The organism is Novosphingobium sp. UBA1939 (assembly GCF_002336885.1).
GTDB lineage: Bacteria > Pseudomonadota > Alphaproteobacteria > Sphingomonadales > Sphingomonadaceae > Novosphingobium.
The window spans coordinates 1-20,859 of the sequence record NZ_DDFB01000055.1; the positions used below are offsets into that span (position 1 = coordinate 1).

The following is a 20,859-nucleotide window of genomic DNA, read 5'->3' on the forward strand; positions in this document are numbered from 1 at the left end:
CCGCCATACGCGGCGTGCGCCAGCGCCCGCGCCGCGCCGGTCCTGCTATGCCAGATGATCGCCAGCATCCGCAGTCAGCAGCCGTCCTGACCGCCCGTGGGTGCGCCCAGCGCGCCGCCGATCAGCCCACCCAGCCCGCCGAGGCCACGCTTCTTCGGCTTGGTTGGGCATTCGCGCTGCGGCTGCGCCCCGTTCGCCGCGCCAAGGCCTTCCATGCCAACGAGGAAGCCCGTCATCGAACGGTGGCGAATACGCGCGGTCCATTCCGGCTTCCACGCGATTTTGGGATCGGCGGGGCGCGGCGGATAGGCGAAGTCCTCCTCCGGACCATAAGCGTAGATCGAACCGAACATATAGTCGGGCGCGGCCTGCTTGACCTCTGCCGGCACGGTGCAGGTCGTCGTCTGTGGCGACAGCACGGTGCGGTTGGCAACCAGCCGCGCGACGGTGGAGGGCGCCAGCCAGTCCGCCAGGCCGCCGCCGAACTCGCGCGTCGCGCTGGACGACCACCACACGATATCCACCGGCTGGTTCCCACCCCGCGCGCCCTGCTTCCCGCCGATGATCGAGGCATGATAGCCGGTCGCGCCGGGCAAGGCGTTCCAGCGCAGCAGCGTGGCCCCGCCCGGCTGCGCGGCAGACGATCCCTGCAAGGCGCCCATGAAGTCCTTGGTCAGCGTGAAGTTGATGTCGGGCGCGTAATTGCCGGTAATACGATGCGCGCCGATCAGCGAGCTGTCGGGCCGGGCCGACTTGCCATCATCTGACGGCCACAGGCCATAGGTCCGGCTGTTGGCCGGCGTGACATAGCGATCGAGCGGCACCGCACTGGACCACAGGCCCGGCGGCATCTGCCCCGCCGCGATCTTGGCGAAATCGATAATGACCGGCTGCCCCTTGGGCGCGTGTTCCCCGCAGCCCCAGAAGATCAGCATCCGTCCGGTGGGCCGCTCGAAATGCGTCTCGCCCGGCGCGGTTGGCGTGCGCTCCGGCGTCTTCAGCGCCACCGATTTGCCCAGCCGCGCGCCGGCCGGCATGAAATGGTCTGCCTTGGGCTTGCCATCGGCCGCGGTGCGGCTGGAGCCGAGTTCCAGCCACAGTTCGTGCTGCGCGCCACCGCCGCCGCCAAAGGCCATGCCCAGCGCGGCGCCCATGCCGCCGCCGCGCATCCCCGCCATGCCGGATATGGTGCCGGCGCGCATCTCGTAGCGCGCGACCGGGGCGGCCGCGTTCTGCGCGGTCAGCACGCTGCCACCGGCGATCAGCAACAGGCCGCCGCAGGCCAGCATCCGCTTCGTCGTCATCAGATTGCCCATGTCATCCCCCGTGGTCATCCCTCGTGGCAGCGCGGGAACCGGAAGCAGGCTCCGGAAGTCCGCGTGTGATCCTGTGCGACCATCATGGCGTTCTTTTGCGCCGAATTATGTGACTCAAGGCATTGTCCGCCATTGATTACAGTCAACCGCTTTGCGGCCCTTTGGCAATAGGCTAGCGCATCCGGATCATGATCCCGATTTCCGCTGTCACCCATTCCTTCTCCGGCCTCGCCTGGCGCTGGCGCGGCGGCAACATGGACCTTGGCGGCTGGCACGGCAGCCTGGCCGANNTATGGCGATTACGACGTCGATGGCGCCACCAGCGCCGCGCTGCTGATCCGCCTGCTGCGCGACCTTGGCGTGGAAGCGCGCGCCTATATCCCCGACCGCCTGCTCGAAGGCTATGGCCCCTCGGGCGAGGCCCTGGTCCGGCTCGCGCGCGAAGGCTCCTCGCTGATCGTGACGGTCGATTGCGGGGCGATGGCGCACGAAGCGCTGGCCGCCGCCCATGCCGAAGGCGTGGACGTGATTGTCGTCGATCACCACAAGTGCCCGCCAGATCTTCCCATCACCGCCGCACTGGTCAATCCCAACCGGCTGGACGAAAGCGACGAGGCGGCCCTTCACGGACACCTTGCCGCTGTCGGCGTCGCATTCCTGCTGGCCGTCGCCACGGTCCGCACGCTGCGCGCGCGCGGCTATTTCGATGGCCGCCCCGCGCCGGACCTGATGGGCCTACTCGATCTCGTCGCCCTGGGCACCGTGGCCGATGTGGCGCAGTTGAAGGGGCTCAACCGCGCGCTTGTGGCGCAGGGCCTCAAGGTCATGGCCAAGCGCGAGAACACCGGCCTTGCCGCGCTGATCGACGCCAGCCGGCTCAACCGCGCGCCCACCTGCAGCGATCTCGGCTTCGCGCTCGGCCCGCGCATCAACGCGGCGGGGCGTATCGGCGATTCCTCGCTCGGCGTGCGCCTGCTCACCACCAGCGATGCGGAAGAAGCGCGTGACATCGCGACGCGCCTTTCCATGCTCAACGACGAACGCCGCGCGATCGAACAGGCAGTGCAGGAAGCGGCCGAAATGCAGGTCGATGGCCAGCACAACCGCGCGGTCAACGTCCTCGCCGGCGAAGGCTGGCACCCCGGCGTGATCGGCATCGTCGCCGGACGTATCAAGGAAAAGACCGGCAAGCCCACGCTGGTCATCGCGCTCGACGCCGACGACGCCGGCAACGGCAAGGGATCGGGCCGTTCGATCGCGGGGGTGGACCTGGGTGCGGCGATCATCGCCGCGCGCGAGAACGGGCTGCTGGTGGCGGGCGGCGGGCACGCCATGGCCTGCGGCCTCACCGTCGATCCCGCCACCCTCCCCCGGCTGGCCGACTGGCTGGACGAACGGCTGGCGCGCGATGTCGCCTCGGCGCGCGCCACGCAATCGCTGCTGCTGGACCTGTCGCTCAACCCCGGCGGACTGACCCCCGATCTCGTCACCACGCTCGAAGCCGGCGGGCCGTATGGCGTGGGATGGCCGGGGCCGCGCATCGCCGTGGGGCCGGTGCGGCTGGTCAAGTGCGACCTGGTTGGCACCGATCACGTCCGCATGGTGGCAAGCGGGGCCGATGGCCGGTCGTTCAAGGCCATCGCTTTTCGCGCTGCCGCCAGCGAGCTGGGACAGACGCTGCTTCACGGCACCAGGGGCCGTCAACTCTGGCTCGCCGGACGCGCCCGGATTGATGACTGGGGCAGCCGCCCCGCCGCCGAATTGCACGTCGAGGACGCGGCATTCGCCGACTGAGGAAAATGATGAAATCGGCGCTTGACGGACCGCCCTCACCCCCGTAGAGGCGCGGTCCTGCCCAGCGGCGCTAGCCCAGTGGCCCCTTCGTCTAGCGGTCAGGACGCGGCCCTTTCACGGCTGAAACACGGGTTCGATTCCCGTAGGGGTCACCACTAGCTTCCGCCCGATCAGGCGCGGCATGGTGCTTTTTCATCGCCCGCCCGACCTACATCGGCCCCTTCGTCTAGCGGTCAGGACGCGGCCCTCTCACGGCTGAAACACGGGTTCGATTCCCGTAGGGGTCACCAAAAAATCAATGGGCGATTGCTGCCGTAGTGGGTCCTACCTCCACCCGATGCAGGCAACTTCAGGAAAGCGTTCGACGCTCACCAGCTTGAGGTCGCCAGTCATTCTCGGCGCCCCATACCCACAAAAGTGCATCGGACATCGGTTCGTGCGGAGAATGAAGCCGAAACGCTTCGGTGATGTCGCGCGCCGGTTCCTCACGCTCTGCTGGGGGAACTCCGTAGCATTCCAGGATGATGCGATACATCGGCTGCCCTCCGGGTTGCTGGCACCTTTCCAACCACGGCCTATCCGGCTGTGACATGATCCCGCCCCCACCCCGGCAAAAAAAATCGACGGGCGTGTCACATTGCGCGCCCCTGCGTCGTCAAGTCGATGATCCCCTCTGGGCGGCACCGAAGACGAAGGAAGCTATCATGAACGAAACCACCAGGCTGACCTGGCATGAGATCGCTCCGCAGGGCGCCAAGGCGCTATACGGCGTCCACCATTATGTGACCACGGGCACCGATCTGCCGGAAGAGCTGATCCATCTGATCTCCCTGCGCGTGTCGCAGATCAATGGCTGCGCCCATTGCATCGACCTGCACACGCGCGATCTGCTGAAGACCATGGCGGTCGACAAGGTCGTCCTGCTGCCGGTCTGGGCTGAAGTGCCTCACCTGTTTTCCGACCAGTATCGCGCGGCCCTTGCCTGGGCCGAAGAGGTGACGCTGGTCAGCGAGACTCATGCATCGGATGAAGCGTACGCGGCGGCGGCGGCGGCGTTCGCGCCGAAGGACCTGGTCGATCTCACGATCACGATCGCAGCCATGAACGCTTTCAATCGGCTCGGGGCGCCGTTTCGGCTGCCGGTGAAGGCGCAGGCCTGATCCCCATCGCCTTCTCCCGCGCCGCGGGACCTTTCCTGACGTTAGCGGCCACTCGATAAGGTCGCAGCACCATGCGGTTTTCAAAACGCATGGTGCTGCGAAAATTGCCGGCTTTGGTTGCGACAACCTGGGATCATGGCCCTAGATCGAGGGGAAATCCACGTCCGTGCCAGCCACGTTGTTGATCAGGTTGGTGAAGAAATTCTCCGCAACGACGGCCACGATTTCCACGATCTGGCTGTCGCTGAAACCGGCCTGGCGGATCGCCGCGATGTCTTCTGCCGAAACCTTGCCCCGAGCCTCGGCCACCTTGCGAGCAAAGCCCGTGGCCGCAGCAGCATGAGGATCAGCGGAAGTGCCCTGCCGGGCAAGGTCCACTTCCTCCTTGCTGAGCTTGGCGAAAGTGTAGCCGGTGAAGGTGTGAGCGGCGTCGCAATATTCGCAACCGTTCACCGCCGCCACGGCAAGGGCGATCCGCTCGCGGGTCTTGAGGTCAAGCGCCTTGCCCAGCCCCTGGTTGAGCGCGGCGTGGGCATTGATCACCGCCGGGCTGTTGGAGAGCACGCGGAAGAAGTTGGGCACGCGGCCCAGCTTGCCGTTGATCGCGCCCAGCGTGGCTTGCGATCCTTCGGGGGCCGCTGCGGTTTCGGGAATGCTGATGCGGGACATGATACGTTCCTTTCGTCTTTCTGACTGTCGACCGCGGCTCAGGCGCCGGTCGGGATGGGGTTTTCGACAAGGCTCTCGTTGAAGGCTTCGAACAGGGCGTGTTCGTTGGCGCCGGGGTTGTCGCGCATGGCCTTGATCCCCTCGACGATCACCTCGGGCGCGTCGGTCGCCAGCGCCACCAGCGTCTGCTCGATGAAGTCGGGCAGCGGCATCGCGCGGGGATCGCCGCTCTTGTAGATCAGGTCGGTATCGACCCACGGCGGCGCGATTTCCTGCACCCGTACACCGGTGCCACGCAGCTGGAACCGCTGCGACAGCGCATAGGAATGGAGCGCGGCCTTGGTCGCCGAATAGATCGCATTGCTGGCGATCGGCACATAGGCGAGCACGCTGCTGGTGTAGAGCACGGTCGCCTCCGCCTTGGTCTCGAGATGCTCGATCAGAGCGGATGTCACCCGGATCGGCCCGAGCAGGTTGGTGGTGATCAGTTCTTGCGCCAGGTCGTCGTCCACGGGGCCGGCAACGTCGTCGAAGGGCATGAAGCCGGCGTTATTGAAGACGACGTTGAGGTCCGGGAAGCGCTCGATCAGTTCACGCGCGGCGCCCTGGATGCTTTCGAGGCTGGTCACGTCGAGCTGGATCGACGCCATGCCGGGGTTGGCGGCCGTAACCTCGTCGAGCAGCGCGGTGCGGCGGCCCGAGATGATCACCTGATTGCCGAGCTTGTGAAGCGCCTCGGCTAGGCCACGGCCGATACCGCTGGTGCCGCCGGTGATGAAGATGGTGTTGCCGTTGAGTTTCATGGGAATGGGCCTTTGATCTGGAGAGGGTGTGAGGCCGGAGGGTCAGGCCGCGACGTGGAAGCGCGGGGCGGAGCGAGTGGCGGAAAGCTGGGGACCGAGCGCGGCGCGGGCGGCCTCGAAGGCGTTCCACAGTGCGATGTCGCGCAGCGCAGGGATCGTGGCGGTCTCGCCCTGGTCAAGGCCGGCCAGCGCGGCATCGACCATATCCTCGGCATCCATCACGATCTCGGTCGGCAGGTGCTCGACCGGCAGCCCGCCCAGGGCCCAGAAGTCGGTGCGGGTGGCGCCGGGCAGGACGGCCTGGGCACGGATGCCCTTGTCGGCCAGTTCGTGATTGAGTGAAGTGGTCAAGGCCTGCACGAAGGCCTTGGTGCCGCCATAGACGCCGTTGAGCAGTTCGGGCGCAACCGCGACGATCGAGGCGATGTTGATCACCGTGCCGCCTCCACGGGCAACGAAGCCCGGCACCGCGGCGTAGGTCAGGCGCATCAAGGCCGTGACATTCAGCTGGACCATCGCCGCCATCTTCTCGACATCGCTTTCCAGCAGCGTGGTGTGGGTGCCGATCCCGGCGTTGTTGACCAGCGCCGTCACGCTGGCATCCTCGCGCAGTACCCTTTCGACCCGGGCCAGGTCCGCAGCATCGCCGAGGTCGGCGGCCAGCACTTCTACCGAACGGCCGGTCTTGTCCGAGATCTGTGCGGCGAGTGCCTGCAGCTTGTCCCTGTTGCGGGCAACGAGAATGAGGTCGTAACCGCGTGCCGCAAGGCGGTCGGCGTAGATGGCGCCGATGCCGGTCGATGCGCCGGTGATGAGAGCGGTGCCTTTGTTCGTGGTGCTCATGGTCCTGGTCCTTTTGTTGTGGGGAGAGCGCCATCGCTCTCGACACGGACCTTATGGACGCATCGGTGTATGTCTGATATGACGTATAAACTACGTTTTTAGGACATCGTTTTCGGAGCTGCGCATGCCACACGTTTCCATGGTGCTCACCCCCGGCTTCCAGTTCCTTGCGCTGGGCGTGCAGGCGGCCTTCGAACTGGCCAACGCCGTGAAGGGAGAGGATTACTATACGCTCTCGATAGCATCGGTGAATGGCGGCCTCGTCATGTCGTCCAGCGGCTTTGCCATTCCCACCGTCCCGATCGCAGAAGTCAGCCAGGTCGACACCCTGCTGCTGCTCGCCGGCCTTGCGCCTCCGCCACGGCAGGACGAACCGACGCTGGAAACGCTGCGCACGATGGCCCGCGAATCACGCCGCGTGGCCGGGCTCTGCACCGGCGCGTTCCTTCTCGCGCAGATGGGCCTGCTCGATGGCCATCGCGCCACCACGCACTGGTCCTATGCCCGCCAGATGCGCGAGGATTTCCCGAACGTCCGCGTCGAGGACGATCGCATCTTCATCAACGAGGGTGCAGTCTGGACATCAGCCGGCCTCACCGCCGGGCTCGATCTTGCGGTGGCGCTGATCGAGAAGGATCTCGGGCGTGACGTGGCAGGTGCCATCGCCCGCCGGCTTGTCATGCACCACCGTCGCGCCGGGGGGCAGTCGCAGCACTCCGAACTGCTCGAACTTGCCCCCAGCAGCGACCGCATTCAGAAGGCGGTGATCTTCGCCAAGTCCCACCTCGCCAATCCGCTGACCGTGGAGGAACTGGCTGAAGTCGCGGCCCTCTCGCCCCGCCAGTTCGCGCGCGCCTTCCGTGCCGAAACCGGCCACACCCCGGCCAAGGCGGTCGAACAGATGCGTCTGGAGTCGGCGCGGCTGATGATCGAGGAGACGCGGCACCCCATGGACCAGATCGCGCGAGAGGCTGGCTTTGTCGACATTCGCCGCATGCGCGAAGCCTTCATGCGCCAATATGGCCAACCGCCACAGACCCTGCGCAGGCTGGCAAGAGCAGCCTGACGTTCAAATTCGTGCCGGCCGTCCCGTTCAGGTGCGTTCCGGATCGCGAAGGTCACCTTCCCTTTTCGGGCATGGCGGCATCGCACCAGTGCCCGGGCGCCAGACCGTCGAGCGTCCAATCGCCGATTCTCCAGCGCACCAGACGGAGCGTCGGATGGCCTACCGCGGCCGTCATGCGGCGCACCTGGCGGTTGCGCCCTTCGCGGATCGTCAGGCGCAGCCAGCAGTCCGGCACGCTCTTGCGGAAACGGACCGGAGGATCGCGCGGCCACAGGGCGGGATCATCGATGCGCTCCACTTCGGCGGGCAGGGTCGGCCCGTCCTTCAGCCGCACGCCACGGCGCAAGGCCTGCAACGCCGCCGCGTCGGGATCGCCTTCGACCTGGACGAGATAGGTCTTGGGCATCTTGAAACGCGGATCGGCGATCCGCGCCTGCAGGCGCCCATCGTCGGTGAGCAGCAGCAGCCCCTCGCTGTCGCGGTCGAGCCGCCCTGCCGGATAGAAGCCCGGCCGGTCGATATAGCTGGCCAGCGTCGGCCGTTCCGGACCGGTGCCTTCGTCGGTGAACTGGCACAGGACGCCATAGGGCTTGTTGAAGAGGATCAGGGCCATCGTCCTCCCTTGGACCGCCGCGTGTGGCAAGCGCAAGAGCGCGTCGCCAGCGCGGTTGTCCGGCCCTGCCCGCCGGTTCAGATCATCTGCGAAAAATCGGTCAGCGCGGCGTCGCGCAACCCTCGCCAGATGCGAAAGGCCTGCGCCGTTTCCGCCACGTCATGCACCCGCACGATCTGCGCCCCGGCATCGATCGCTTTCAGCGCCACCGCCAGCGAACCGCCCATGCGCTGGTGCGCCGGTGCCTCGTTCGACAACGCACCGATCATGCGCTTGCGGCTGGCGCCGAACAGGATCGGCTGGCCCAGCGCATGAAACAGCGGCAGCGCGTTGATCAGCGCAAGGTTTTCGGCCAGCGTCTTGCCAAAGCCGATGCCCGGATCGAGCAGGATCTTCTCGCGCGCGATGCCCGCCGCCAGCGCCGCATCGCGCCGTTCGCGCAGATCGTCGAACACGTCGAGCACGACATCCGCATAAGCGCCATCGGCGTGAAGATCGTCGGCCCCGCCCGGCGCGTGCATCAGCACCACGGGCACGCCGCTGCGCGCGACGATCTCGATCGAGCGCGGATCATGGCGCAGCGCCGATACGTCGTTGACGATATGCGCGCCGGCGGCCAGTGCCGCCTCGATCACGGTGGAACGGCGGCTGTCGATGGAGACCGCCGCGCCCGATGCGGCTAGCCGCTCGATCACGGGGACCACGCGCTTGGCCTCATCCCCTTCCCACACCGCCGCCGCGCCGGGGCGGGTCGATTCCCCGCCGACGTCGATGATCGCCGCGCCCGCTTCGAGCATGGCGGATGCGTGTTCGATCGCCGCATCGGGCTTGTCGAGGAACTTGCCGCCGTCCGAAAAGCTGTCGGGCGTGACGTTGAGGATGCCCATGACCTGCGGCTGATCGAGCCGGATCGTGCGCGGACCACACTGGAGCGGCGCATGGACCTGCCGCAAGGCCGCCCATTGCGCTTCGCCTTCGCGTGCCAGTGCATCGGGCAGCGCCGTCAGCGCGTCCGCCATTTCCGGCACGGACAGCCGCCGCCGCGATACCAGCCGCGCTCCCTCGCGCACCAGCAGCGCGAAACGGCTGGCATAGACGAGCCCGCCGGCGAGACGGACGGTCTCGCCCTCCTCGCTCTGCGGACTTTCGGCGAAAGCGATCGGACGGATATAGAGCTTCTGGACCATGGCTTACGCCCTAGGACAGCCTGGTCAGCGCCTCAATCCTCGACAGCCAGCAGATAGAGCTGGCGCAGCGCGTCGATCGGCTTGATCTCGCCCTCATGCTCGATGTGCCAGAAGGTCCAGCCGTTGCACGAGGGCGCGCCTTGCGCCTTGGCGCCAACGCCGTGGATCGACCCCGTATCAGTGCCCAGCGCGAGCGACCCGTCGGCGCGCACGCTGGCCACGAAGCGGCGCTTCTTGTCGAAAAGCTGTGCGCCCGGCGCAATCCAGCCGCTTTCCACGAGCTGCCCGAACGCCACCTTGGGCGCGGACCGCTTGCTCTGCATCGTGGTCAGCGCGGATTCGTCGAGTGGCAGCGCCATCTCGATCCGCTCCTCGGCCACTTCGATATAACTCGGCTCGCGTTCGCAGCCCAGCCAGTCGCGACCCAGGCGCTTGGCCACCGCGCCGGTGGTGCCGGTGCCGAAGAAGGGATCGAGCACGAGATCGCCCTTGTTCGTAGTGGCCAGCATCACGCGATAGAGCAGCGCCTCTGGCTTCTGCGTGGGATGCGCCTTGGCGCCATTGCGCCGCAGTCGCTCCTGCCCGCTGCAGATCGGCAGAACCCAGTCCGAGCGCATCTGCAATTCGTCGTTGAGCGTCTTCATCGCGCGATAGTTGAAGGTGTACTTCGCCTTCTCGCTCTTGGCCGCCCAGATCAGCGTTTCGTGCGCGTTGGTGAAGCGCGTGCCCTTGAAATTGGGCATCGGGTTGGCCTTGCGCCAGATGATGTCGTTGAGGATCCAGAAGCCCAGGTCCTGCAGGATCGCGCCGACGCGGAAGATGTTGTGGTAACTGCCGATCACCCACAGCGAGCCATCGGGCTTCAGGATGCGGCGCGCTTCCGCCAGCCAGTCGCGCGTGAAGCTGTCATAGGCGGCGAAGCTGTCGAACTTGTCCCAATCGTCGGTCACGGCATCGACGTGGCTGCCATCGGGCCGGGCGAGATCGCCACCGAGTTGCAGGTTGTAGGGGGGATCTGCAAAGATCATGTCGATGCAGGCATCGGGCAGCTTGCGCATTTCCGCGATGCAATCGCCGCGCAGGATGCGGTTGACGGGTAGCGCTTCGCTCCGAAGCGCCTGCGCCGGAGCCGCGCGCAAAGCCCGCGCCCGCTCTTTCGCCAATGTTGCCGTCGTCACGATCGAAAATCCCCCTGCTGACAGCCTATAGGGTGTTGCATCGGGACTCCCGCGTCAAGCCACGACTCGCCGGAATCAGGCGAGTCGCAGGCGTTGCAGAAGGAGAACGGAACGAGTCCGGATCGATATGTTGAGTCCGCGCCACAAGGAACGACTCAACATCTTGTGGGGGAAGACGGCCGAAAAAATTTGCCGATGCTACAGCAGGCCCGATGCTACAGCAGGCAAAGCTGCGCCACGGGCGCGAAGCTGCGGCGATGCAGCGGCGTAGGCCCATGGCGGCGCAACGCGGCGAGATGTTCGGGCGTGCCGTATCCGGCATTGCGCTCCCAGCCATACTCCGGATGAACGCCCGCCGCTTTGCGCATGATCCGGTCGCGATGTTCCTTGGCTATGATCGAAGCGGCCGAGATGCACGGCTCGATCGCATCCCCGCCCACGATCGCGCGCGCCGGCCAGCGCCATTCCGGCCGCCGCCCGTGCGGCGTCAGGTTGCCATCGACTCTCACCTCGCCAACCGGCCCTTCCAGCTGCGCGTGCAGCGTACCGACCGCCAGCGTCATCGCCAGCATGGTGGCGCCGAAGATATTGAGGCGATCGATGTCCTCGACCTCGACCACGCCCACCGCCCAGCGGCAATGGCGCTTGATCTGTTCCTCCAGCACCCCGCGCCGGGCGGCGCTGAGCTTCTTGGAATCGGCAAGCCCTTGCGGCGGCGCGTCGCCCAGCACGACCGCGGCGGCCACTACCGGCCCGGCCAGCGGTCCGCGCCCGGCTTCGTCCACGCCGATGACAAAACCGTGCAAGGATGTGGCACTGACGGAAGAGATGTGCATTGATGACGGCATGAGCAGAACGTTCCTCTCCGCCCTATCGCCCCTCGCCCTCGTCCTCGCAAGCTGCGGTTCGCCGATTTCGGCCCAGAAAGATAACACGCCGCCCGAAGTTCCCGCCGGGTCGGAGCCGTTCACGGTGACGGACGTTGCCACGTTCGACGAACCCTGGGCCATGGCCTTCCTGCCCGGCGCGGCCTCGGCGCTCGTTACCGAGCGTGCGGGCAAGCTGAAGCTGTGGCAGGCCAGCGGGCCGGTGCTGGACGTCGCCGGCGTTCCCCCGGTCGATTACGGCGGACAAGGCGGGCTCGGCGACGTGGCTCTGGCGCCCGATTTCGCCACCACCGGCACGATCTACCTGAGCTGGGCGGAAGCCGGCACCAACGACACGCGCGGCGCGGCCGTGGCGCGGGCGAAGCTCGTCACCGATGGCGGCAAGCCCCGGCTGGAAGGACTGCAGGTGATCTGGCGGCAGGTGCCCAAGGTGACCGGCCGGGGGCACTATTCGCATCGCATCGCCTTTTCGCCCGATGGCCAGTACCTGTTCCTCTCCTCGGGCGAACGGCAGAAGTTCGATCCGGCGCAGGACCTGGGCGTCAATCTAGGCAAGATCATCCGCCTGCTGCCCGATGGCTCGCCTGCCCCCGGCAACCCGTTCGCCGACCGTGGTGGCGTTTCCGCGCAGATATGGTCCTATGGCCACCGCAACGTGCTGGGCCTGAAGTTCGATGCGCAGGGCCGGCTGTGGGATCTCGAACACGGTCCGGCGGGTGGCGACGAATTGAATATCGTCAAGCCGGGGCAGAACTATGGCTGGCCGATCGTGTCCAACGGCGATCACTATGACGGCCGCCCGATCCCGCGCCATGCCACGCGCCCCGAATTCGCCGCCCCGGCGGTCAGCTGGAACCCGGTGATCGCGCCGGGCGATTTCCTCTTCTATTCGGGCAAGGCTTTCCCGGCGTGGAAAGATCAGGCGCTGATCGCGGGGCTGGGATCGGAAGCGCTGGTCCGCGTCGCCATCGACGGCGAAAGCGCGCGCGAAGTGGAGCGTTATCCCCTGGGCCACCGCCTGCGCGAGATCAAGGAAGCACCGGACGGCACGATCTGGCTGCTGGAAGACGGCAAGGATGCGAAACTGCGCAAGCTGTCACCAAAACCCTAGGGCCGGCCCTGCTTCGCTGTTAGAGCGGCGCCATGGTTTTCGATCCCTCCATCGTCGATTGCTGGTTGTTCGATCTCGACAACACGCTCTACCCGGCCACCACCCGCATGTTCGACCAGATCGATCATCGCATGGGCGCGTACATCGCCAACCTGCTGGGCTGCGACGATGACGAGGCGCGGCGCGTGCAGAAGCTCTACTTCCACGATCACGGCACCACGCTTTCGGGCCTGATGCACTATCACGAGGTTTCGCCTTACGAATTCCTCGAGTTCGTCCACGATATCGACATGACCCCTCTGGCCGCCGCGCCCCGGCTGGCGGACCGGATCACGCGCCTGCCCGGCCGCAAGATCGTGTTCACCAACGGCGATGCGCCCTATGCCGAGAAAGTGCTGGCGGCGCTCGACCTGTCGGATTGCTTCGACGGGATGTGGGACATCCACGCCATGAACTACCGGCCCAAGCCGGAGCCATCGGCCTACCATGGCGTAATCGAGGCGTTCGGCATCGTTCCCGAGCGCGCGGTCTTCGTCGAGGATTCGGCCCGCAATCTCGCCCCGGCCAAGGCGCTGGGGATGCAGACGATCTGGCTCGATCTCGCGACCGAATGGGGCGACCGCGCGATGGACCCCGCCGCGATCGACCTAGTCATCGATGACTTTTCCGAATGGCTCGACGCGCTTGCCCGCGACGGTGTGCTGGGCTAGGCGGCGCTCCTGAATTTCAGGCCTGTTCCGCAGGCGCCGCCCGCACTTGCGGGCAATCCAACAGTGGGGAGACCAAGATGACCGCCCAGCTCGAAGCTGCCATCGAAAGCGCATGGGAAGCGCGTGACGGCGTGACGCCCGCCAGCAGCGACGTGCGCGCGGTAGTCGAACAGGCGCTGGAACTGCTCGATTCCGGCAAGGCCCGCGTGGCGGAAAAGATCGACGGCGAATGGCGCGTCAACCAGTGGCTCAAGAAGGCGGTGCTTCTTTCCTTCCGCCTCAACGACAACGCGGTGATCGATGGCGGCGCGGCCGGCGCGCCCGCGTTCGACAAGGTGCCGTCGAAGTTCGAAGGCTGGGGCGAGAACCGCTTCCGCGACGCCGGCTTCCGCGTGGTGCCGGGCGCTGTCGCCCGCCGGGGCGCGCATATCGCCAAGGGCGTGGTGCTGATGCCCAGCTTCGTCAACATCGGCGCCTATGTCGATGAAGGCACGATGGTCGATACCTGGGCCACCGTCGGGTCCTGCGCGCAGATCGGCAAGAACGTGCACATTTCGGGCGGCGCGGGCATCGGCGGCGTGCTGGAACCGCTGCAGGCCGGCCCGGTCATCATCGAGGACGGCGCCTTCATCGGCGCGCGTTCGGAAGTGGCCGAAGGCGTGATCGTGGGCCAGGGCGCCGTGCTGTCCATGGGCGTGTTCCTGGGCGCGTCGACCAAGATCGTCGACCGCGCGACGGGCGAAGTCCACATCGGCCGCGTGCCGCCCTATGCGGTGGTCGTGCCCGGCTCGCTGCCCGGCAAGCCCCTGCCCGATGGCACGCCCGGCCCTTCGCTGTACTGCGCCGTGATCGTCAAGACGGTGGACGCGCAGACGCGCAGCAAGACCGGGATCAACGAACTGCTGCGCGATTGAGTTCGCACCGCTGATGCCCGTCGGCTGGAAGCTGGAGGAACGCTGCCGCGCGGCGCTGCTTCTCCGCTTCCCGCCGCGCTATCCGCGCGTGATCGCCGACCATGTCACGCTCAACCTGCATGATCGCGCGCCGCCATTCCCGGTGGACGAAGCGCAGGTTATCGGCCGGTGCGACGACGATGCCGGCGTTGAAGCGCTCGTCGTGCGGATAGACGGTTCAACCGCGCGGCCGGACGGGCTGGTCTGGCACATCACCTGGTCGCTTGCCGATGGGCGTGCGCCCCGGGAAAGCAACGGGGCCATCGCCACGCTCGGCTGGATACCCGTCGAACCCTTTCCACTCGGGCTGGTCCCGGCGCTGTGGTAGCCGTTGACGGCAGGCGGGCGCGCCGGCAAGGCAGCACCATGGCTGCCGCCCCCTCTCTCATCGCCACACTGGGGCTGTCCCCACACCCCGAAGGCGGCTGGTATCGCGAGACCTGGCGCGCACCGGCACAGCCGGGCACGCGCGCGGCCGCCACCGCGATCCTGTTCCTGCTGGAAGCGGGGCAAGCGTCGCACTGGCACCGGGTGGACGCCGCCGAAATCTGGCTGTGGCACGGCGGCGACGCGCTGGACCTGCGGATCGCCGCGCACGACCACGCCGCTCCGGCAACACACCGGCTCGGCCCCGATGTCACGACCGGGCACAGCGTGCAGGCGGTGGTGCCCGAACAGCACTGGCAGGCGGCCTCCCCCGTGGCCGGAGGGCCGCACGGCTATACGCTGGTGTCCTGCGTGGTCGCCCCTGCGTTTGAGTTCTCCGGCTTCACGCTCGCCCCGCCGGGCTGGGAACCGGGCGCATGAAGGACAGCATCGCGCGCATCGCCTCCCGCTTCCTGCTGGCGGCGTTCTACGCGCTGGCCGGCGTGCTTCATATCGTCCGTCCAGCGCCGTTCCTTTCGATCATGCCGGCGTGGGTTCCCGCGCCCGAGTTGGTCGTGATGCTGACCGGATGGGCGGAATTGCTGGGCGCCATCGGCCTGGCCCAGCCCGTTTCGCGCGGCCTGCGCCGCGCCGCCGGGATCGGGCTGGCGCTCTACGCGGTCTGCGTGTTCCCCGCGAACATCCACCATTTCGCGCTGGACATGGCGAAAGCGGATCACGGTTTCGGCCTTGCCTATCATATTCCCCGCATGGTCGCGCAGCCGGTGCTGGTCTGGCTGGCGCTGTGGGTCGCCAACGTGATCGACTGGCCGTTCGCGCGGCGCAAGGGTTGAATTCCACGATGCTGCTGGCCGATCCCTTCACCCTGTTCGTTTGCGCGCTGGCCGTGGTTCTCGTGGGCATGGCCAAGGGCGGTTTCGCCGGGCTTGGCGTGCTGGCGACGCCGCTGGTCGCGCTGGCGCTGCCCCCGTCCCAAGCCGCCGCGATCATCCTGCCGATCCTGATCGCGCAGGACGTGATCAGCGTTTGGTCGTTCCGGCATAGCTGGGACCGCTGGATCGTCGCATGGATGCTGCCGGGCGCGGTGGTGGGCATCGGCATCGGCTGGGCCTTCGCCGCCTGGGTCAACGAAAACGTGCTGATGGCTGCGCTGGGCGCCATCACGCTGGGCTTCGGGCTTTACCGGCTGTGGCTGGAGCGCGGGCATCGCGTGGTCGCCGCATCGACCTCACCGGGCTGGGTCGGCCTGCTGTTCGGCGCGGCCACCGGCCTCACCAGCCAGATCGCGCACGCTGGTGGCCCGCCGTTCCAGATATGGGTGGCGCCGCGCAAGCTGCCGCACGTGACGTACGTCGGCACCAACTCGATCCTGTTCGCGGCGATCAACTGGTTGAAGTTGCCCAGCTACATCGCGCTGGGTGTGATGACGCATCAGGTGCTAGTGGCCGCGCTGATGCTGCTGCCGCTGGCGGCGGCCAGCACGCTGGTCTCGATCCGCCTGTTGCGCCGGCTCAAGCCCGACCGGTTCTACCACATCACCTACTGGCTGATGGTGTTTCTCGGCGCCAGGCTGGTGTGGTCGGGCCTGTTCTGAACCTCAGGCGCGCACGCCGGCGGGCAGGCGGCGCAGCAAGGCCAGCGCGATCAGCGCGAACCCGGCGGAGATCAGGAACGGCACGCCGGGGAAATGGACTGGCGCGGCGGGGCCGGTGAACCAGGCCATTGGCCAGGTCAGCACCATCGGCGCGATCACGCCGGCAATCCCCGTCGTCATGGAGGCAATGCCTTGCACTTCCCCCTGCGTTTCCGGGGTGGCGCGGGATGAGAGCATGGCCATCACGCTCGGCTGCACCAGCGATTGCACCGCCACGGCGGCCAGGATGGCGAAAGCGACGATCGTGGAGGTGGTGAAGGCATACGTCACGAAGCCGATCGCCGCGCCGATGATCCCCACCGTCGCCGCATCGCGTTCGCCCAGGCGGCGCACCGCGCGGCCGGTCAGGAACACCTGAGCGAAGGCGATGGTCACGCCCACGGCCGCCAGGCTGAGGCCGATCATCCGGTCCGACCAGCCGAACTGGGCAATGCCATAGAAGCTCCAGGTCAGCGGATAGACGAGGCCCGCCAGTTGCCAGAACAGCAGCACCAGCGCGACGTTCAGCATCCCCGGCTGCGCGCGCAGCACCCGCCAGGACCCGAGCGGATTGGCGCGCGACAGCGTAAACGGCCGGCGGTTTTCATGCGCCAGGGTTTCGGGAAACACCGTCAGCCCGTACAGGAAGTTCAGGCCGGCAAGCACACCCGCCGCCACGAAAGGCGCGCGATCGCCCCATCCCGTGAGCAACCCGCCCAGGGCCGGTCCGACCACGAAGCCCACGCCGAAGCCGGCGCTGACCATGGCGAAGTTGCGCGCGCGATCCTGTGGCGCGGTGACGTCGGCAATGGCCGCCTGCGCCGGCGCGTAGCTCCCGCCGAAAAGGCCCGACAGCACGCGCCCCAGGAAGATCAGCGGCAGCGTGTGCGCCAGCGCGAGCAGGGCATAGTCGACCGCCAGCCCGCCCAGCGCCGCCAGCAGAACCGGTCGCCGCCCCACCGCATCGCTGAGATTGCCCAGCACCGGGGCCGCAATGAAGCTTGCCACCGCCATGGCCAGCCCCATCCATGTCCCGACGCCGATGGCCTGCGCCAGATCCAGGCCGCCCACATCCATCAGCAGGCGCGGCAATACCGGCATGACAAGGCCGAACCCCATCGCGTCGATGAAGATGGTAGTGGCGATGAAGGTGACGGTATGGCGGTTCGGGGAAGTCATCGGCCTTGCTTGCCTGATTACATCTTGGAACAAAAGAAATACATGCGCCATGATGACGGCGGCAGACCGGAAACACTGGCCATAGGGTCAACGGGCTGCCATGGGCACAGGCGATCCCCTCATTACAGGATGCCGGACATGAGCGACGACGAATACGTCTACGATGAAGACAGCGGCGAATGGATGACCGCGGCCGATCTTGCGGCGAAGCGCGCGGCGGAAAGCTCCATCGAAGTACGCGATGCGGTGGGTAACCTGCTGGCGGACGGCGATCAGGTGACGCTGATCAAGGATCTGGACGTCAAGGGCGCGGGGCAGACGCTCAAGCGCGGGACGCTGATCAAGTCGATCCGCCTGACCGGCGATCCTCAGGAAATCGACTGCAAGTTCGACGGCATCAAGGGGCTCGTGCTGCGCGCCGAGTTCGTCCGCAAGCGCTGACGCGACACCGCACCGCAGCATATGGCGGCGCGGCGCCCCGTGCCCCACGGCACTCCCGCCGCCACATCCCGTTTTCAGGACGCGGTTTTGGCAACGCCTTTCGCTAATACGCTCATGTTTTCGTTAAAAATCCCGAGTTAATTGCATATTTTGCAATCGGGCCGTCCGCAAATACACTTGCTCGCACACGCACAATCATTATCTCGCCTAACAACAAGATAACGGGTGCCCAAGGCAATCTTTCCTTCCTGAGACAGGGGATATTGCCATGATCAAGACCACTTTCGCTTTCGCCGCCGCGCTCGCGTTCGTTCCCGCCGTGGCGCAGGCCGACGAAATCGCCAACACTGAAGCCTTCACCCACAAGGGCGTGGACTACAGCTACACGACCGAAGTGAAGGGCGACACGAAGATCGTTCGCGGCACCGCCTATGCCGGCAAGGTTCCGTTCGAACTGCGCGTGAAGAACAAGAGCGTCGACGGCACGTTCAACAACCGCCCGGTTCACTTTGAACTGCGCGACGTGCAGAAGCTCGGCCTCTAAGCGTTCTCCGGGCGCCAAGACGCCTGGAAACAAGCTGAAAACGGCCCCTTCCCGCCCCTAGGCCGGAAGGGGCCGTTTGCGTTGCAACCTTCGCCGCTCAGAATGCAAAGCTAGCTTGGCGTACCGGTGGCGGCACCAACGGCCAGCGGTCCAGCACTTCGTGGCGATGCAGGCCGACCAGGCTGTGGATGAGCAGCACCTCCGTCACCTGCCATCCGAAACCCAGCTTCCGCAGTCCTCGCGATGTCAGGGCCGTATCGTAAGACAGCGTCATGTGCGGACTATAGCGCAACTTGGGGCGCAACGGCGCCCGCATCCCCGCCATGGCCTGCGCGATGCAATCATAGACGGCCTTCCCTCCCGCGTGGCCTTCCCCCGGTTGAGCCAATATCGATTCTTTGCCGACGACAATTTTGCCCAGCATCATCTCGAACGGCGCCGCGGCAATCCTTCGGCCCGCGCGCAACAGCGTCTCGACATAAGCCGGCGGGCACTCGCCCTGATCGAAGTCCTTTGTAATCGCCAAGGTCATGTGCAAGCGGTCCGCCGTGACGCGCGCGCGCTTCAACCCCATAGCGCGCGCGTGCGCGGCGATCCGCTCCGCGGTTTCGACTGGTGGCACCACCGCGAAGAAGAAGCGATCCTGAACGCGCGCGGGTTTCATGAGATGGACGCCAAGACTCGCATTTGTTCACTATATGTTCTTTTCAATCCTTCGTCCACATCCGGCGGTCTTAGCGATTTGGAAACCAGAAGCCGCCATGCTGTCCGGTCATGAACGGCATGTCCGAAGCCAAGACGATCCGGCGCCTGGTCCTTACCGGGCTGCTTGTCGTGGGCGGCTCGGTTATCGCGTCGGTGGTTTGCACGCACATTTCCTTCATGGACGGCAGCGCCAACCCCATATTCTATCGCGATGCGATGTTCTTTGCCGTTCTGATTCCGCTGCTCATCGCACCGGTCGCCTATGGCTACATTGCCTGGCTGACCTGGCGACTGCATCACACTTATGCCGAACTGGAAGTGATGGCGCACACCGACGCCCTCACCGGGCTGCCCAACCGGCGCGCCTTCGTCGAAGACATGGAAGGCCGGCTCAGACGGGCCGAGGATAACGTGCTGGTCTTCGCGATGGTGGACCTCGATCACTTCAAACGCATCAACGATTCGATGGGCCATGCCACGGGCGACCTTGCGCTGCGCCATGCCGCCGAAGTGCTGCGCGACAGCGCCCCCGCCGGCTCCGTCGTCGCACGGCTGGGCGGCGAGGAATTCGCGGTGCTTCTCGCCCAAGCGCCGGACAACGCATGCGGGACGGAGCCGGAAGCCCGGCTGGACGTCATGCGACAGCGCCTGGCCGACCTTCCCCTCATCGTGCCGGGCGGCGTCGTCCGCATGACCGCCAGCTTCGGCATGGCCGTGCCCCTGCCCGGCGAAGCGCTGGACAGCCTTCTAAGGCGCGCGGACAGCGCGCTCTATCGCGCCAAGGCGGATGGGCGCAACCGGGTGACCCGCGCCGCCTGAGAGCCTCACGCCAACGTCACGAACAATTCGGCTTCCAGCAGCCACGCGCCGCCCACCTCGCGCCATTTCGCGCTGTAGATGCCGGAAGCGGCGACCTGCTCCGATCCCGCCACCACGCCGCGCCAGGTTCCATGCTCCATGGCCACGGGCTCGACCGCCGATGCGACGACACTTTCAGGCACGCGCTCGTACACCATGCGCGGGCGCGCCGAAAACTCGCGTTTCCATGCAGCCAGCTGCGCCTTGCGCCCGGCGATCACCGCGCTGTCGGAGCCGGTGACCAGCACCACGCCAGGCGCCAGGATCGGCCCGATCGCAGCGAGATCGCCATCCGCCAGCGCGCGGTTGAACGCCGCGCGGCGCAGGCGGATGGCGAGTTCGGCCGCGCCCGGCTGCTTCACTCCGCCGCCGGGATATAGAGATCGCCCGCCTCGCGGTACTTCTCGCTCATTTCGGCCATGCCCTTTTCCGCCTCGTCCGCCGCGATGAAGCCGGTGCTAGGCTGGTTCTGCTTCGCCGCGAAATCGCGCACTTCCTGCGTAATCTTCATCGAACAGAACTTCGGACCACACATCGAGCAGAAGTGCGCGGTCTTGGCGCCTTCGGCCGGCAGCGTCTGGTCGTGGTACTGCTCGGCCGTATCGGGATCGAGGCTGAGGTTGAACTGGTCGCGCCAGCGGAACTCGAAGCGCGCGCGGCTCAGCGCATCGTCGCGCAGCTTGGCGGCCGGGTGCCCCTTGGCGAGATCGGCGGCGTGGGCGGCGAGCTTGTAGGTCACCACACCTACCTTTACATCGTCGCGATCGGGCAGGCCAAGGTGCTCCTTGGGCGTGACATAGCAGAGCATCGCCGTGCCGAACC

General features: G+C 66.6%; 25 protein-coding genes and 2 tRNA genes. 15 read left to right on the forward strand and 12 right to left on the reverse strand.

All coding sequences use genetic code 11. The features are described 5' to 3' along the window. Positions 1 to 74 precede the first annotated feature (74 nt). Positions 75 to 1,334 (reverse strand): hypothetical protein, encoded by a 1,260-nt coding sequence (locus B3547_RS08300; protein WP_292962003.1) that lies wholly within the window; start codon positions 1,332 to 1,334, stop codon positions 75 to 77. Between the two features lie 243 nt (positions 1,335 to 1,577). On the opposite strand from B3547_RS08300, the gene recJ reads away from it, so the two are divergent. The 4 genes from recJ (at position 1,578) to B3547_RS08320 (ending at position 4,270) form a co-directional block, all read left to right on the forward strand. Continuing rightward, positions 1,578 to 3,110 carry a single-stranded-DNA-specific exonuclease RecJ gene (gene recJ, locus B3547_RS08305; protein WP_292962005.1) on the forward strand — a complete coding sequence of 511 codons (1,533 nt, stop codon included), beginning with the start codon at positions 1,578 to 1,580 and terminating at the stop codon, positions 3,108 to 3,110. 80 nt (positions 3,111 to 3,190) lie between these two features. Beyond that, positions 3,191 to 3,265: transfer RNA gene (locus B3547_RS08310), tRNA-Glu, on the forward strand. Between the two features lie 60 nt (positions 3,266 to 3,325). Continuing rightward, positions 3,326 to 3,400: transfer RNA gene (locus B3547_RS08315), tRNA-Glu, on the forward strand. Positions 3,401 to 3,814: 414 nt separating this feature from the next. Then, positions 3,815 to 4,270, forward strand: coding sequence for a carboxymuconolactone decarboxylase family protein (locus B3547_RS08320; RefSeq protein WP_292962007.1), 456 nt, complete (start codon positions 3,815 to 3,817; stop codon positions 4,268 to 4,270). 141 nt (positions 4,271 to 4,411) lie between these two features. On the opposite strand, the gene B3547_RS08325 is transcribed toward B3547_RS08320, so the two are convergent. Genes B3547_RS08325 through B3547_RS08335 form a run of 3 tightly spaced genes read right to left on the reverse strand, consistent with a single transcriptional unit; the run spans position 4,412 to position 6,585 of the window. Then, the gene (locus tag B3547_RS08325) at positions 4,412 to 4,939 is read right to left on the reverse strand and encodes a carboxymuconolactone decarboxylase family protein (RefSeq protein ID WP_125956283.1); all 528 of its coding nucleotides are present in this window, start codon (positions 4,937 to 4,939) and stop codon (positions 4,412 to 4,414) included. 38 nt (positions 4,940 to 4,977) lie between these two features. Next, complete coding sequence (locus B3547_RS08330) at positions 4,978 to 5,742, reverse strand: SDR family oxidoreductase (protein ID WP_292962011.1); 765 nt, start codon at positions 5,740 to 5,742, stop codon at positions 4,978 to 4,980. A 42-nt stretch (positions 5,743 to 5,784) separates the two neighbouring features. After that, positions 5,785 to 6,585: an SDR family NAD(P)-dependent oxidoreductase gene (locus B3547_RS08335; protein WP_292962013.1), complete on the reverse strand. Its 801-nt coding sequence runs from the start codon at positions 6,583 to 6,585 to the stop codon at positions 5,785 to 5,787. A 124-nt stretch (positions 6,586 to 6,709) separates the two neighbouring features. Between B3547_RS08335 and B3547_RS08340 the strand changes: the two genes are divergently transcribed. Next, on the forward strand, positions 6,710 to 7,651 hold the full coding sequence (locus tag B3547_RS08340; RefSeq protein ID WP_292962015.1) for a GlxA family transcriptional regulator: 942 nt from the start codon (positions 6,710 to 6,712) through the stop codon (positions 7,649 to 7,651). Positions 7,652 to 7,703: 52 nt separating this feature from the next. Here B3547_RS08340 and B3547_RS08345 read toward each other — a convergent pair whose 3' ends face one another. From B3547_RS08345 to B3547_RS08360, 4 genes are all read right to left on the reverse strand, one after another. Beyond that, positions 7,704 to 8,264, reverse strand: a complete 561-nt coding sequence (locus tag B3547_RS08345) for an rRNA large subunit pseudouridine synthase E (RefSeq protein WP_124809129.1) — start codon at positions 8,262 to 8,264, stop codon at positions 7,704 to 7,706. 77 nt (positions 8,265 to 8,341) lie between these two features. Further along, positions 8,342 to 9,451, reverse strand: coding sequence for a dihydropteroate synthase (folP, locus tag B3547_RS08350; protein ID WP_292962018.1), 1,110 nt, complete (start codon positions 9,449 to 9,451; stop codon positions 8,342 to 8,344). A 32-nt stretch (positions 9,452 to 9,483) separates the two neighbouring features. Then, positions 9,484 to 10,629, reverse strand: a complete 1,146-nt coding sequence (locus B3547_RS08355; RefSeq protein ID WP_370449681.1) for a site-specific DNA-methyltransferase — start codon at positions 10,627 to 10,629, stop codon at positions 9,484 to 9,486. Between the two features lie 215 nt (positions 10,630 to 10,844). Beyond that, a complete protein-coding gene (locus tag B3547_RS08360; protein ID WP_292962020.1) occupies positions 10,845 to 11,465 on the reverse strand; it encodes a ribonuclease HII in 621 nt (206 codons plus the stop codon). A 10-nt stretch (positions 11,466 to 11,475) separates the two neighbouring features. Here B3547_RS08360 and B3547_RS08365 point away from each other — a divergent pair, with 10 nt between their 5' ends. From B3547_RS08365 to B3547_RS08395, 7 genes are all read left to right on the forward strand, one after another. Then, positions 11,476 to 12,627 carry a PQQ-dependent sugar dehydrogenase gene (locus B3547_RS08365; RefSeq protein ID WP_292962023.1) on the forward strand — a complete coding sequence of 384 codons (1,152 nt, stop codon included), beginning with the start codon at positions 11,476 to 11,478 and terminating at the stop codon, positions 12,625 to 12,627. 32 nt (positions 12,628 to 12,659) lie between these two features. After that, positions 12,660 to 13,337: a pyrimidine 5'-nucleotidase gene (locus B3547_RS08370; protein ID WP_292962025.1), complete on the forward strand. Its 678-nt coding sequence runs from the start codon at positions 12,660 to 12,662 to the stop codon at positions 13,335 to 13,337. A gap of 77 nt (positions 13,338 to 13,414) precedes the next feature. Further along, positions 13,415 to 14,251, forward strand: a complete 837-nt coding sequence (dapD, locus tag B3547_RS08375; protein ID WP_124809134.1) for a 2,3,4,5-tetrahydropyridine-2,6-dicarboxylate N-succinyltransferase — start codon at positions 13,415 to 13,417, stop codon at positions 14,249 to 14,251. A 13-nt stretch (positions 14,252 to 14,264) separates the two neighbouring features. Beyond that, on the forward strand, positions 14,265 to 14,618 hold the full coding sequence (locus B3547_RS08380) for a hypothetical protein (RefSeq protein WP_292962028.1): 354 nt from the start codon (positions 14,265 to 14,267) through the stop codon (positions 14,616 to 14,618). 38 nt (positions 14,619 to 14,656) lie between these two features. Further along, entirely contained in the window at positions 14,657 to 15,097 is a 441-nt protein-coding gene (locus B3547_RS08385; protein ID WP_292962030.1) for a cupin domain-containing protein, read from the forward strand. Then, complete coding sequence (locus B3547_RS08390; RefSeq protein WP_292962032.1) at positions 15,094 to 15,510, forward strand: DoxX family protein; 417 nt, start codon at positions 15,094 to 15,096, stop codon at positions 15,508 to 15,510. Before B3547_RS08385 ends, B3547_RS08390 begins: the two co-directional genes overlap by 4 nt. An 8-nt stretch (positions 15,511 to 15,518) precedes the next feature. Beyond that, positions 15,519 to 16,271, forward strand: a complete 753-nt coding sequence (locus B3547_RS08395) for a sulfite exporter TauE/SafE family protein (RefSeq protein ID WP_292962046.1) — start codon at positions 15,519 to 15,521, stop codon at positions 16,269 to 16,271. A 3-nt stretch (positions 16,272 to 16,274) separates the two neighbouring features. Here the strand turns inward: B3547_RS08395 and B3547_RS08400 are convergent, their stop codons facing one another. Further along, the gene (locus tag B3547_RS08400) at positions 16,275 to 17,489 is read right to left on the reverse strand and encodes an MFS transporter (protein WP_292962034.1); all 1,215 of its coding nucleotides are present in this window, start codon (positions 17,487 to 17,489) and stop codon (positions 16,275 to 16,277) included. 138 nt (positions 17,490 to 17,627) lie between these two features. Between B3547_RS08400 and B3547_RS08405 the strand changes: the two genes are divergently transcribed. Beyond that, on the forward strand, positions 17,628 to 17,930 hold the full coding sequence (locus B3547_RS08405; protein WP_124809139.1) for an alkylphosphonate utilization protein: 303 nt from the start codon (positions 17,628 to 17,630) through the stop codon (positions 17,928 to 17,930). 268 nt (positions 17,931 to 18,198) lie between these two features. Beyond that, entirely contained in the window at positions 18,199 to 18,474 is a 276-nt protein-coding gene (locus B3547_RS08410; RefSeq protein ID WP_124809140.1) for a hypothetical protein, read from the forward strand. 97 nt (positions 18,475 to 18,571) lie between these two features. Here the strand turns inward: B3547_RS08410 and B3547_RS08415 are convergent, their stop codons facing one another. Beyond that, the gene (locus B3547_RS08415) at positions 18,572 to 19,138 is read right to left on the reverse strand and encodes a 2'-5' RNA ligase family protein (protein ID WP_292962035.1); all 567 of its coding nucleotides are present in this window, start codon (positions 19,136 to 19,138) and stop codon (positions 18,572 to 18,574) included. A 110-nt stretch (positions 19,139 to 19,248) separates the two neighbouring features. On the opposite strand from B3547_RS08415, the gene B3547_RS08420 reads away from it, so the two are divergent. Beyond that, positions 19,249 to 19,998, forward strand: a complete 750-nt coding sequence (locus B3547_RS08420; protein ID WP_292962036.1) for a GGDEF domain-containing protein — start codon at positions 19,249 to 19,251, stop codon at positions 19,996 to 19,998. A gap of 5 nt (positions 19,999 to 20,003) precedes the next feature. Here the strand turns inward: B3547_RS08420 and B3547_RS08425 are convergent, their stop codons facing one another. Both B3547_RS08425 and B3547_RS08430 read right to left on the reverse strand, forming a co-directional pair. Continuing rightward, positions 20,004 to 20,399 (reverse strand): YybH family protein, encoded by a 396-nt coding sequence (locus tag B3547_RS08425; RefSeq protein ID WP_292962038.1) that lies wholly within the window; start codon positions 20,397 to 20,399, stop codon positions 20,004 to 20,006. Continuing rightward, on the reverse strand, positions 20,396 to 20,859 hold a 464-nt coding region (locus B3547_RS08430; protein ID WP_292962040.1), incomplete at its 5' end, for a phosphomethylpyrimidine synthase ThiC. The genes B3547_RS08430 and B3547_RS08425, both read right to left, overlap by 4 nt.